Raw genomic sequence first — 11,961 nt, 5'->3', positions numbered from 1 at the left:
GTAACCCGCGTCACCTTTTTCGGCTCCTTAGAAGAGGAGGGCTGGCCATGCGCGAGCAGGCAAGCGACACGGGCTGGGATGCCGGCTACGAAACACGCATGGTGATCCTGCTGTCGCTGAGCTTCGGCCTGGTGGGGCTGGATCGCTTCATCATCCTGCCGCTGTTCCCGCTGATCATGCGCGACCTGCAGCTGGACTATCAGGACCTCGGCAACATCTCCGCGGCCCTGGCCCTCACCTGGGGCGTCTCCGCCCTGGGCATGGGCTGCCTGGTGGAACGGCTCGGCGCCAAGCGCGTGCTGGTCGTCTCCGTGCTCGCCTTCTCGCTGCTCTCGGGGCTCTCCGCCCTGGCCGGCGGGGTGCTCGGGCTCATCCTCCTGCGCGGCCTCATGGGCTTCTCGGAAGGCGCCTTCACCCCCACCAGCATCAGCGTCACCACCCAGGTCTCGCACCCCCGGCGCACCGGCTTCAACATCGGCGTGCAGCAGGCCGTGTTCCCCATCCTCGGGCTCGGCCTCGGGCCGCTGATCGCCGCCGGCCTGCTGGCCTGGCTCGGCTCCTGGCGCTGGGTGTTCATCAGCGTGTCCATCCCCGGGTTCATCCTCGCCTGGTGGCTGCAGCGCACCTACCGCCCCGTCCCCGCACCCTTCCAGGCCGGGCAGGAGCGGCCCTGGCGCCTGTGGCTCGCGGCCCTCGGCAGCGGCAACGTGCGGCGCAATATCGGCATCATGTTCTGCATCCTCACCTGCCAGTTCGTGCTCTGCGCGCTGCTACCCAGCTACCTCACCGACCACCTCGGGCTGTCGCTGGAGGCGATGGCGCTGGTGATCTCGGCGATCGGCTTCGGCGGCTTCGTCGGCCAGCTAATCATCCCCGGCCTGTCCGACCGCTTCGGGCGCAAGCCGGTGGTGCTGCTCTCGTTCTGTGCCAGCGCCGCACTGGTCGCCACGCTGATCGTCACCCCCGCCGAGCCCTGGCTGCTGTTCGGGGTGCTGTTCTTCATCACCTTCTTCAACTTCAGCCTCATCTGCCTCACCGTCGGCCCGCTCACGGGCGAATCGGTGGCGCCGCACCTGCTCACGGCCGCCACCGGCATCGTCATCGGCTTCGGTGAAATCCTCGGTGGCGGCCTGGCGCCGATCCTCGCCGGCTACCTCGCCACCCACCACGGGTTGCCATCGATCCTCTACCTGGCCCTGGCCGGCAGCCTCGCCGGCCTGTGCCTGGCGCTCGGGCTCAAGGAAGGCCGCGCGCAGGCACCCCGCGAAGCCACACCGCCGGCCAACGCCGCACTGCTTATTAGGGAGTAATTGAAATAAATGGGCGACTACCTGAAAGTCCTCGACATCGAACACAGCGGCGGGCCGCGTATCGGCCTGCTGGGCGACGACCCCGCGCACACGGTGCGGGTGCACGGCGAAAGCAGCGGCCTCTACCAGACCCTGCAGGACTGCGCCCGCCGCCATCAGGACCACCTGGCGCACCTGCGCCACCTGCCGGGCCCGACGCACACGCTGCCCGCCCTGCGCCAGGAAACCCGCCTGCGCCCGCCCGCCATGCCCGACAACCCGCTGCTCACCCACGTCAGCGGCCTGCCGCTGGGCGCGCGGGACGACGCCGCCTGGTTCTACAAGGGCAACGGCCGCGTCCTGCGCATCGACCGCGACGACCTCGAAGTGCCGTACCACGTCCAGGCCATCGCGGCGGACGCCTGCCTGGTCTCCATCTACCTGGTGGGCTCGCGGGGCCAGTTGCTCCACGTCGGCGTCACCCTCGGCCACGACCTGCACGACCCGCTGCAGGGCCAATCCGCCCGCGCCCACCTGCTCGAATGCGCGGTGGCCTCGGAACTGCTGCTGGGCGAGCTGGACGAACCGCTGCACTTGCGCCAACGCATCGAACGCAACGGCACCTGCTTCAGCGAAACCCACCTGCGCCTCGACCCACAGGCCTGGCGCGCCTCGCGGGAAGCCGGCGAAGCCCTGCTGGAGCAGCACCCGCAATTCCTCCAGCCGGGCATGGTGCATTACCTCTTCAGCCGCCTCGACAGCGAAATCGTCGCCACCCACCTGCAGCACGGCGACTGCCTGGAGCTGAGCTGCCCCATGCTCGACATGCGCCTCGACAACCGCATCGTCGAAGAGGAACTGCGCCACCTGCTGCCGCTCTCGTCACGCCTCCGCACGGGGCAGGGCAGAGCGGCCTGAGTCAGCAAGGTGGGCCGGGCGGCGTTCCGCTTCAGCCCACCAACTTGCCCAGCGAGCGCAACACAGAAAAGCGCCGCATTCCCATGCGGCGCTTTTCATTCGAACTCCAGTGGGAGCGACGTCAGGATGACCCATGCTTTAAGGTGTGCCGTACACATCGTCGCGAGGAACTGCCGGTAGGTCTCTATACCGTCACGACGAGCCCCAAGAGGTCCTACGCGCTACCGGCAGCATCAAAGAGCTCCAGCTCTAGCCTATCGATAACCTTTATCAACACGTCAGAGTCGTAGGGCTTCCTGTCGATAGGCACGGACTTAAGCCACTGCAAATACGCTCTGAACATCTCTTTTCTTTCAGGCGTGATCAGCCATCTATCAAGATCAATATCTCTTAAGCCGGGAGGCATGGTTTCGTACTCATCCATCCAGGAACAGCACGCCAGAATCAACCAATTGTGCTCAGAGCCTTCATCAACTCTGGATTTTAAGTTGAAGGCAATCGCCTTGATGAGCTCGTAGAGGCTCGCATCATTGATAAATGCATGCCTGCCCTCAAACGTTACGGCGCTTGTAGCCATCTCTCTTCCTTATGGAGAAGTCACCCCAGCTCGGTCGGCAGGATACGACGCATTACTGGAATGCGACACGAATCATGCAGCGAGCTCAGGCCTGACGAACCAAGCCGGCGAGCACCTGCTCGAGCCCCTGGCGATAGGTAGTCACTTCGAAGGCAGGAAAGCGCTGCTTGAACTTCTACGAATCGAAAAGATTGTCGTGCTCGTAGCGCGGCAGCAGCTCCGTAGCTCGCCCGGAAGCGAAGGGCATGGAGCGCATGGCCGAACCCTAAGGTTCAAGCTCGGTTCAAGGTCAAACCGCACCGAACCGTCATTCACGGCCGGATTGGTGGGGATAGGCATGCTGAATGGTAGTTGGCCGGCCAGCGGGTGCTGCCGGAGCCGAAAACGCCGCACCTCCATGCGGCGCTCCCGTCCTGCCCCTAGAAAAACCGCTTCCAGCTCGGCCCGTCGCTCAGCGCCGGGTCATCGTGCGCCGCCATGAAGCGCGGCAGGTCCCGCCGCGCGATCCACAGCTCCCCCTGCCAACGCAGGGCGCCGACACGCTGGTTCGCCCAGGTCATCAGGATGCGTCGCGGGCTGGCATCGACCTCGCGGTGGTAGTCGTACAGCGCGGGGATCACCTCATCGCTGATCCACTGGCTCAACGCGCAATGCTCCGGGTGGCCGAAGCGATACAGCGCCCGATAAAGCCCGGCCTCGCTGATCAACTCCAGCTCCTCGCAACGGCCAGTGGCAAAGCGCAGCATGGCGAAACGGTGCTGGTGGGGATACAGGCGCTTCGTCAGCCGATAGGGGCGGGCGGCGGCGATCATCAGGGCGAAATCGATGGCGACGAACCAGGGGCGGTTGTCGATCATCACGGCGCGCAGTTGATGGCAATGGCGTTGAAAGGTGATGGGGGTGGATGCGTCATGCATGGCGAAGTTCCAATTAAGGTCCATTTACTTGCCCCATGTGTGCACAAGCGGTTCATCGCTTTGCACGGCTCAGGGGGCAAACTCGCCAACGTAAACGGGCTGTCAAACCCGGCCACGGGATTGACCGTGGCCGGGGGAGGATAGGAAGGGCAGGACGTCAGGGCAAGGAGGTGCGGTGGTATGGGCCTGCGAGCACGCTCGCAAATGTGGTGAGGTAATCGTCTTCTGGCTGGAAATGGGCATTGGAGATCAATCAGAATCAAACGCCGAATTTACATACCACTGTTACATGAGAATTTTTCATGAATCAGGATGTTCAATATCTATTTGCAGAAGTTAGAAGAGCTAGTGAGTTTCATCCTGAAGTAACCGCTATTGTTCTCTTTGGTGCAGAAGTCCAAGGCGAAAATCCGATGTATCTAGAAATTCGTTTTATTGACTATGAAGCACTCGACATCGAAGGCGACCACCTGATGGGAAGCCTGGAAGAAGCTATGGAATATGCTGAAATTGAGTTCGGAATCTTGCATGATGACTGGCGCCCAATGAGCGAAGAGGAAATCGAGCGAATTCCTATTAATTAAATTAATATTAATCACTGCAAGGAATGATTTGTGAATCATCTGTCCTTGGTCAAGCACAAGTCAAAATATAGCGCCGACTACTATCTGACTTTTGCGATTGATGGTGAGCCGCTGGAAGTCTGGCTACCAAAGCATGACCCACAATCGGAGCATAACCTTATAGTTTCGCTCCCTGAGCTTTATGACGAAAAAGAGACCCAGCTGGTGTGGGATCGAATCTATTCAACCGCCCCAGGGTGGCGAACTTTAGTTCCATTGCTCGTATGCCCTGATGATATGGATTTGACATGCACTGTTATTGTGGTGGAGCAATTTTCAAATGAACGCCAAATCCAATGGTGCCGATTTGGCCTGTTGATAGATGCCATTGAAATTGATAGCCCCTCCGTAGAGTGGTATGGAGCAATACCTGGCGTGATTTTTGATCGAAAGAATTTCCATGAAGTGCTGGATGAATTTCGAGAAAAAGAAAACATAGTCATGTACTGGGATTGAATTTTTATGCGCACCACATTAAGCAGTGAGTCGCCTTTGGCTATTGATCTGGTTTCCAAATCAATTCTGGGTCACTGGGATGTCTCCTCTGCTGTCTCGCAATGTGAGTACCAGTTCGGTCAGCGACTCATTTATGTCCAGCATCCGAAAGACGACTCATACATGCCATACGTTAAACAAGCGCAAGAGACCATAAAGGCGGTGTGGGATGACATTGAGTATGCAGTTCGCTTTGCCGAGGAGTTCTCACGTCGCCTGCTCCCTGAGTTTTGGCAGGAGCATGACAAGAGTGGAAAGCCAGGCATGCGGTTCGATGTCTATTCAATTCATTATAATCTCAACGCATCACACCCCATTTATGTGATTGGCAAGAGTAATGATTTCGGCTTTGAGCATATGGCCTATGACGAAGATGAGCTCTGCCAAGCTTCACCGAAATTAACTGAACTGCCTGAGCCGCCAGAAAATTTCTGGCTAAGCGTGAGCTGGATTGGGGCCCGTAAATTTGAAAGCATCACCTGGCCAGGCGCACAACCTTGATTCTTCAAGGTGCTGCAAACTGCGCGCCTCGGTTCTGTTCCAAGCGCATGTCGCATAGATGAGAGTGACAGTTATCGTTTAGAGCAGGACGCCTGCATTGGCAGCAAGACGGCTTGGTGGGCTGTCCGTTGTAGCTGACAAATCGACATCAGAAAATAAGCCTCTCCGCAACCAGCCGGGTATACAGCGACCTGCCTGCTTCCAGACATGCCTCAGGTGAAAACTGCGGGCAGGCCTGAAATGACGCAGTAAATACACGGCTAAGGCAGAGCGCGGCATCTCTTTCCGAATGAATACGTCCTAGGTTCTGTACGAAAAGTACTGCCGCAGGCATCGCAGCGTGCAAGCCAGCGTGACCATTGCGGCAAAACTTCTGGCGAGCTTGTCGTAACGGGTGCCAATTCTCCGGTTCTCTTTTAGCCAGCCAAACATCCGCTCAATGATATTCCGCTGCCGGTATTTCGGACGATCAAACAGTCGGGGTAGTCCTGGCTTGGGTTTGCGCTTCATGGCGCGCTGCGGAATCAACGGCTGCATGCGGTAGCGGTCGCAGTACTGGCGCAGATGCTCGGCATCGTAACCTTTGTCTGCCAGTAACCAACGGCAGCGCTTACGAGGTCGGCCCATCTTCTGTTCCGGGGCAACCAGATCCTTGATCAACTCCCAGCCCGCATCTGGGAGTTCGTAGCGCCTTGCCATGTGGGCCTCCAGCCAATCATGGTGGCGATTCTATCTGTACCGACTTTTCGTACAGAACCTAGTAACGCTCTCCCTTGGCAGGCTTGGCAATAACCTGCCACTCATCTTCGTAGACAACGGAGCCGGGTTCGGAGGTTCGAAGCACGTCAATGTGGAAGCCATGAAATTCCAAGAGGGTCTTCAGGTGCCACATGCGTTGGATGGCCTCGGTAGCCGCCGGCTTGAACCAGGAGATGGCGCGGCGATGCTCCATGGACTTGAGCACACCCGGGACGGTCAGATTCTCGTTGAACCAGACCAGTGCACTCCGCAGCTCCGAGCGTTCGCTGACGGTGAGATCTCCGGTGTCTCTAAGGTCATGCGCTGCCACTAGAATTCCGGTTGTATGACCTGAGTCGCGGTCGAGAGCGAGCGTTGTAAAGCGGATCAATCCTTGGTGCATGACCTTCCTTGTCTTTTGAGTCGGTTGCTTGGAGCGTTAACAGTCCGAGCCATCCAAGGCGGCGGAAATGTTTTTGGAGATTAAGAAGCTGTCGGCTGTGTGTCTACGTTTGGCAAGCAGACGAGAGCGTATTGGGGGAGGGAGTGGGCCATCCTGCTAGCCTGTACTCGATTCGATAACTACGCCAAGGTGCGTAGAGTCCTTTTCATCTAATGTCCTCGCATCCTCCAGACCCTCATCAGGCCCCATCGTGTTCAACAAAATCAAAGGCATCCTCGGCATCCAGCCCAAACCCGCTGGTGAAAACAGCTACGTCGTCCATCTCCGTGGTGGCGCGGACGAGACCTGGCCCGAGGCCCTGAACCGTTTCGAGTCGTTCTGCCTGAGCCTGCATGCGTTCTACGACGAGGAGGGGGAAACCTATGAGTTGTACTTCGACGAGTATTTCCAGGACGGCACGCTGTTCGAGTGGTCGGGTGCTGTATCCGACGAGGATCTGCTGAGCGCCGAGACGCAGCATGCGTTCGCGATGCCGGAGGAGCTGAAGGCGCTGTTCAGGAAGCGCTTCGCCATCTACGACGTCATTGCGGATCGCGGCCGCTGGGGCGACCGTCGCATCCTCGAGATCTACGGGCGTTCGACCTCAACTTCCTACCCGTGCCTGCACGCGTTCTGCCCGGCGATTGCCTGGAACTTCGGCGAGTACTTCGCCAGGGAGGAGTTGACGGAAGAACAGATCGCGCACCTGAGCGCCAACTACTTCTGCTTCGGTCGCTGGTCGGACGATGACCACTACTGCACCTATCTCTTGGTGGACCGGCACGGCAATTACGGGCGATTCCGCTTCCACACCGAAGACTACCCGGGCACCCTGCAGCGGCTCGAACCGCTGTTGAGCGGCCAGCCCCTCGACATGACGCTGGATGCGTTGATGGTGTGGGCGATCAACAGCTCGATGGAGCACCTGATCGAACGCAACGATCTCCCCAGCCCTTATGGGAAAGAGGCTTGAGGCTCTTGGCGATACGGCAAGGGCGCAGTTCGCGGAGCGCTCATTGATCGAGTCGGCCCATGAAGCAGGCACCAAGCAGGTGCTTGCTTCAGCTTCCCCTCAAATCGACGCAGAAATTTCTTTGGTCACCCAGTTGATCCATACGCCCGTCACGTAAAGAATGGCGCAGCCGGCGGCACAAGCTTCGTGTCCACGGAGCCCGCAAGACACGGCGAACCTGAAAGGAGTCAGGTGATATGGAAGTCGATCCGAATGCTTCGCTGAAAGAAGCCGTCGCCCAGTTCTATACCCGCCATGGCTTCCCAGTCGACGGTGGTGTCAGTGCCAAGCGCTGGTCACCCGTGGGCTGCCGCGACCTCAAGGTTTATCTGCCGAATTTCGAGTGGCGCCGCCGGGCGCTGCCGCTCCATGACATTCACCACGTCCTCACCGGCTACCCATTCCGGCCAACCGGCGAGTTCGAGATGGCCGCCTGGGAATTCGCTGCAGGCCGTTACCCGAATCCACTCAGCACACTGTTCTGCCTGCCGTTGGTGAGCATGGGGGCCTGTGTCGTACCCAGGCGCAGCTTCTCGGCCTTCGTGCGCGGCAAGCACAGCCGCACGCTGTACCAGGGTTACGCCTATCCGGAGCTGCTGGAGAGGAGTGTGGCGGACGTTCGCGCCGAGATACTGCCGTCCGCTCCCGTAGCCGCGACGCCCCGGCATTACCTCGAATACCTGGCCCTGGTTGCCTGCTCGGCAAGCGTGATTGCGCTGCCGCTATTGGCCATCGCCTTTGTCCTCGCGGAGATTTTCTGATGTCCACTCACGCAGGTGCTGCCTCCGGCGCGTTCAAGGTCAACTCCCTGGTGCTGGACAACGGCGCCAGCCCGCTGACGGGCACCATCGTCTGGGACACATGGCGGTCGCTCTGGAACAGCTTCATCTTCACCAGCGCCCTAGTGCTGGCGCCGCTCTATTTCAGCTGGGGTGCTTTGCTGGTCTTCCTCACGCTCAGCGCAGCGACCCTATGTGCGGGGCATTCGGTGGGGTTTCATCGGCGGTTGATTCACCGCAGCTTCAAGTGCTCGAAATCCACGGAACGCTTCCTCGTGTGGATGGGCACCATCGTCGGTATCGGTGGCCCGTTCTGGACCATCCGCACCCATGACACCCGCGATTGGTCCCAGCGGCAGCCGGCCTGCCACGACTACCTTGCCCACCGCCAGGGCCTGCTCAAGGACGCCTGGTACAACCTGCACTGCAAGTTCGTGCTCGATCATCCGCCGGGCTTCAACCCGGGCCCGGAGATCGCCAACGACCGCTTCTACCAATTCCTTGAAAAGACCTGGATGCTCCAGCAGCTCCCCATCGGTATCGCCCTTTACCTCATTGGCGGCATGCCGTGGCTGGTGTGGGGCGTGTCGGTCCGGGTGGCGGCCTGTACCACCATGCACTGGTTCATTTCCTACTTCGCCCACACCCGCGGTCCCCAGACCTGGGAGGTAGATGGCGCCGGGGTGCAGGCCCATGACGTGCCCATCGCCGCCATCCCCACCTTTGGCGAGAGCTGGCACAACAACCACCACGCATTCCCGGCTTCAGCGCGCCATGGGCTGTATCCCGGGCAGATCGACCTGGGCTGGCACTTCATCCAACTGCTCCAGCGTCTTGGTCTTGCCTGGGATGTGAATGTGCCGAGCAACTTGCCGCCTCGGGAGGGGATTACGGCGCTGAAGATTGGGGCTGAGGAGGTTATGCGCCGCAATGACTAGATGATCGGCAACAGGTCTGTACAAAAACTAGAACTCAATCAACAGGAGAGCGGAACAAATTCCGCCACATACAAGTGCCCTCATGAAAGAAGAACCAAAGAATCCTGTGCTGGAGACCCCGTGGCACAAGTCATCTTTTCTTTTCATTATCATTTTCTTCATTTCAATCAATGGGTACGGGCTTATTGCCCTGATCGCGCTGGTCATGGCTCTGCTGAATCTGAAGCATGACAACTGGTACAGATTCCTATGGCCCTGGATTTTCGTCCTGATGTTCAGTGCTGCGGGTCTTGTAGGTTTTGCAACCCGAATCATCGCCGAGAACTACACATACGAAGCGTCAGAGCGATAAGCCTGCTTGGGAAGGCCAGAGAGAGTTGATGGACTGCCATAGGCAGGTGGTGTCCATTCCATCAACCGACGTGAGTGCCTGCCCCTGGCAGAGGTCAGGCACTCAGCGATTCCCCTCAAACCACAAAGAACCCATGCGTCCCATCCCGCCCCAACTGCTCCACCAACCCAAACTCCCAATCCAGATACGCCTGCATGGCCTCGCGCGGGTTGTCGGTGCCTTCGTAGGGGCGGCGGTAGCGGTCGATGCGCGGTGACAGCAGGCCGCTTTCGCCGGCTTCCACCGGCAGGCCGGCGTCGGCCCAGGCGGTGTTGCCGCCGTCGAGCAGGAAGGCGGGTTTGCCGGTGATGGCCGCCACTTCGTCCACGGCGAAGCGGGCCAGCAGGCCGCTGCCGCAGGTGAGTACGTAGCGCTCGGCCTTCGGAACCCTGGCGAGGGCTTCGCGCAGTTGGGCGCGCAGCACCCAGCGGGCGCCGGGGATGTGGCGTTTGACGTGGTTGGCGCTGGCGGTGAAGTCGAGCACCGCCGTGTCGCCATGCTCCAGCCAGGTGGCCAGGGTCTGCGGGGCGATGGCTTCGACCTGGGGTAGGGTGGGCAGGGCGGGGCGCCAGGCGCCGCTCTCGCTGAAGTCCGCTGCCGTGAGTCCATCGAGCACATGCACCTCCCAACCCAGTTGCGCCAGCCAGGAGCCGGTCATGTTGGCGCGGGTGCCGTCGTCGTCGGCAAGGACGATGCGGGCGCCGCGCACGCTGGCGTAGTGGTCGGTCTCCTGCACCAGCTGGCCGCCGGCGACCCAGCGCGCGCCGGGCAGGTGGCCGGCGCGGTATTCCTCTTCGGTGCGCACGTCGAACAGGTAGGTGGTGCGGCCGGCCTCGGTGCGCCAGTCGCTCAGCTGCGCGAGGCTGGCGCGGTGTACGCCGGCCTTGTCGGCCACGGCGCGGGCGTCCTGCGCGGCCTGCTCGCGGGTCTGCTGGCCGACCTCGGCGAAGCGCCGTTGCTGGCCGTGCTCCAGCGTCTGCCCGGCCAGGGTCCAGCCGATGGTGCCGTTGCGCAGGGCGGCCACCGGGTTGGGGATGCCGGCGTTCACCAGGGATTGGGTGCCGATGATGCTGCGGGTGCGCCCGGCGCAGTTGACGATCACGCGGGTGGCCGGGTCCGGCGCCAGTTCACGCACGCGCAGCACCAGTTCGGCGCCGGGCACGCTGATGGAGCCGGGGATGTTCATGGTCTGGTACTCGTCGAAGCGGCGGGCGTCGAGCACCACCACGTCGGCCTTGGCGTCCAGCAGCGCCTTCACCTCTTCAGCGGCGAGGGAGGGGGTGTGGCGCTGGCTTTCCACCAGTTCGCCGAAGGCCTTGCTGGGTACGTTGACGTCGCGGAACAGCTCGCCACCGGCCTCGCGCCAGCCGGCGAGGCCGCCTTCCAGCAACGCCACGTCGCTGTAACCGAGTTGCAGCAGGCGCTCGGCGGCGCGCTCGGCCAGGCCTTCGCCGTCGTCGTAGAGGGTCACGGCGGTGTCGCGGCGGGGCACGCGGTCGAGCACTTCCAGTTCCAGCTTGGAGAGCGGGATGTTGGCGGCGAACAGCGGGTGCGCCTCGGCGAAGGGGGCCTCCTCGCGCAGGTCGATGAGGGCGACTTCCTCTTGGGCGAGGAGGGCGGAGCGGATGTCGGCAAAACGGCGAAGGGGGATGCGGCTCATGGCGCCAGGCTCTCTTTCGACAGGTCCCAGATATTGGGCAGGTGGAGGTTGGAATAACCGGAGATGAAGGGCTTCTCGACGCCGCCCTCGGCATAGACGGCGCGACGCACCGCACCGATGTTGGCGCCGTACACGTGGATGCTGATGGAGGTGCGGTTCTCGAAGGCGTTGCGCACCTGGTGGATGTCGCCCACCCGGGGCGACACGGCGACCACATCGCCCGGCTGCATAGATTCGGCCGCGCCCTGGGGCCGCAGGCTGCCGTCGGCGTTGCGGGCGAAGCCTTGGCTGAGTTCGGCGCCGCGCAGCATGCCGATCAGTCCCCAGGTGCGGTGGTCGTGCACCGGGGTGGACTGGCCGGGGCCCCAGACGAAGCTGACGATGGAGAAGGCCTGGCGCGAGTCCGCGTGCAGCAGGTACTGCTGATAGCGCTCCGGGCTGGGCTGGGCGTAGGCGTCCGGCAGCCAGTCGTCAGTGCTCACCAGGTCGCGCAGCAGCGCGGCGCCCTGGTCGAGTATCCGTGGCTCGTCCGGTGCCTGGGCGAGGAGGTCGGCGAGGTCGACGATGAAGCCGCGTAGCCGTCCGAGGTTGGGCGTTTGAGACATGGTTCCCTCGATGTCCGTGAGTGCGCAGCGGTAACCGCTACCGTGCCGGGGCAAAAGATATTATTCTTCCTGCGTA

14 protein-coding genes and 1 pseudogene are annotated in these 11,961 nt (G+C 61.3%); 9 read left to right on the top strand and 6 right to left on the bottom strand.

Annotated elements, in window-relative coordinates:
* Positions 1-47 precede the first annotated feature (47 nt).
* Positions 48-1,310 carry an MFS transporter gene (locus FBY21_RS05220; protein ID WP_142009186.1) on the top strand — a complete coding sequence of 421 codons (1,263 nt, stop codon included), beginning with the start codon at positions 48-50 and terminating at the stop codon, positions 1,308-1,310.
* A 9-nt stretch (positions 1,311-1,319) separates the two neighbouring features.
* Positions 1,320-2,207, top strand: a complete 888-nt coding sequence (locus FBY21_RS05215) for a fumarylacetoacetate hydrolase (protein WP_142009184.1) — start codon at positions 1,320-1,322, stop codon at positions 2,205-2,207.
* Between the two features lie 214 nt (positions 2,208-2,421).
* Here the strand turns inward: FBY21_RS05215 and FBY21_RS05210 are convergent, their stop codons facing one another.
* The gene (locus FBY21_RS05210) at positions 2,422-2,784 is read right to left on the bottom strand and encodes a hypothetical protein (protein WP_074971362.1); all 363 of its coding nucleotides are present in this window, start codon (positions 2,782-2,784) and stop codon (positions 2,422-2,424) included.
* 419 nt (positions 2,785-3,203) lie between these two features.
* The gene (locus FBY21_RS05205) at positions 3,204-3,701 is read right to left on the bottom strand and encodes a Bro-N domain-containing protein (protein ID WP_142009182.1); all 498 of its coding nucleotides are present in this window, start codon (positions 3,699-3,701) and stop codon (positions 3,204-3,206) included.
* Between the two features lie 302 nt (positions 3,702-4,003).
* On the opposite strand from FBY21_RS05205, the gene FBY21_RS05200 reads away from it, so the two are divergent.
* Genes FBY21_RS05200 through FBY21_RS05190 form a run of 3 tightly spaced genes read left to right on the top strand, consistent with a single transcriptional unit; the run spans position 4,004 to position 5,320 of the window.
* On the top strand, positions 4,004-4,285 hold the full coding sequence (locus FBY21_RS05200; protein ID WP_142009180.1) for a hypothetical protein: 282 nt from the start codon (positions 4,004-4,006) through the stop codon (positions 4,283-4,285).
* A gap of 30 nt (positions 4,286-4,315) precedes the next feature.
* Positions 4,316-4,780: a hypothetical protein gene (locus FBY21_RS29840; protein ID WP_253543648.1), complete on the top strand. Its 465-nt coding sequence runs from the start codon at positions 4,316-4,318 to the stop codon at positions 4,778-4,780.
* A 6-nt stretch (positions 4,781-4,786) separates the two neighbouring features.
* Positions 4,787-5,320 (top strand): hypothetical protein, encoded by a 534-nt coding sequence (locus FBY21_RS05190; RefSeq protein WP_142009178.1) that lies wholly within the window; start codon positions 4,787-4,789, stop codon positions 5,318-5,320.
* Between the two features lie 300 nt (positions 5,321-5,620).
* On the opposite strand, the pseudogene FBY21_RS05185 reads toward FBY21_RS05190, so the two are convergent.
* Together FBY21_RS05185 and FBY21_RS05180 are read right to left on the bottom strand one after the other, a co-directional pair.
* A pseudogene (locus tag FBY21_RS05185) lies at positions 5,621-5,950 on the bottom strand (transposase); the annotation flags it as partial.
* Between the two features lie 127 nt (positions 5,951-6,077).
* A complete protein-coding gene (locus FBY21_RS05180) occupies positions 6,078-6,461 on the bottom strand; it encodes a hypothetical protein (RefSeq protein ID WP_142009175.1) in 384 nt (127 codons plus the stop codon).
* Positions 6,462-6,711: 250 nt separating this feature from the next.
* Here FBY21_RS05180 and FBY21_RS05175 point away from each other — a divergent pair, with 250 nt between their 5' ends.
* The 4 genes from FBY21_RS05175 (at position 6,712) to FBY21_RS05160 (ending at position 9,581) form a co-directional block, all read left to right on the top strand.
* Positions 6,712-7,473, top strand: a complete 762-nt coding sequence (locus FBY21_RS05175) for a hypothetical protein (RefSeq protein WP_142009172.1) — start codon at positions 6,712-6,714, stop codon at positions 7,471-7,473.
* 236 nt (positions 7,474-7,709) lie between these two features.
* Entirely contained in the window at positions 7,710-8,273 is a 564-nt protein-coding gene (locus FBY21_RS05170; RefSeq protein ID WP_142009170.1) for a hypothetical protein, read from the top strand.
* The gene (locus FBY21_RS05165) at positions 8,273-9,229 is read left to right on the top strand and encodes an acyl-CoA desaturase (RefSeq protein ID WP_142009168.1); all 957 of its coding nucleotides are present in this window, start codon (positions 8,273-8,275) and stop codon (positions 9,227-9,229) included. The genes FBY21_RS05170 and FBY21_RS05165 overlap by 1 nt, the downstream gene beginning before the upstream one ends.
* A gap of 82 nt (positions 9,230-9,311) precedes the next feature.
* Positions 9,312-9,581 (top strand): hypothetical protein, encoded by a 270-nt coding sequence (locus FBY21_RS05160; RefSeq protein ID WP_142009165.1) that lies wholly within the window; start codon positions 9,312-9,314, stop codon positions 9,579-9,581.
* A 115-nt stretch (positions 9,582-9,696) separates the two neighbouring features.
* Here FBY21_RS05160 and FBY21_RS05155 read toward each other — a convergent pair whose 3' ends face one another.
* On the bottom strand, positions 9,697-11,280 hold the full coding sequence (locus FBY21_RS05155; protein ID WP_142009163.1) for a rhodanese-related sulfurtransferase: 1,584 nt from the start codon (positions 11,278-11,280) through the stop codon (positions 9,697-9,699).
* On the bottom strand, positions 11,277-11,885 hold the full coding sequence (locus tag FBY21_RS05150; RefSeq protein ID WP_142009161.1) for a cysteine dioxygenase: 609 nt from the start codon (positions 11,883-11,885) through the stop codon (positions 11,277-11,279). The genes FBY21_RS05155 and FBY21_RS05150 overlap by 4 nt, the downstream gene beginning before the upstream one ends.
* Between the last annotated feature and the right edge of the window lie 76 nt (positions 11,886-11,961).

Origin of the sequence: Pseudomonas sp. SLBN-26, from assembly GCF_006715895.1 — a bacterium.
Taxonomy (GTDB): domain Bacteria; phylum Pseudomonadota; class Gammaproteobacteria; order Pseudomonadales; family Pseudomonadaceae; genus Metapseudomonas; species Metapseudomonas otitidis.
Note: the sequence above shows the minus strand (reverse complement) of the source record. Positions and strands in the feature narration are given on the sequence as shown.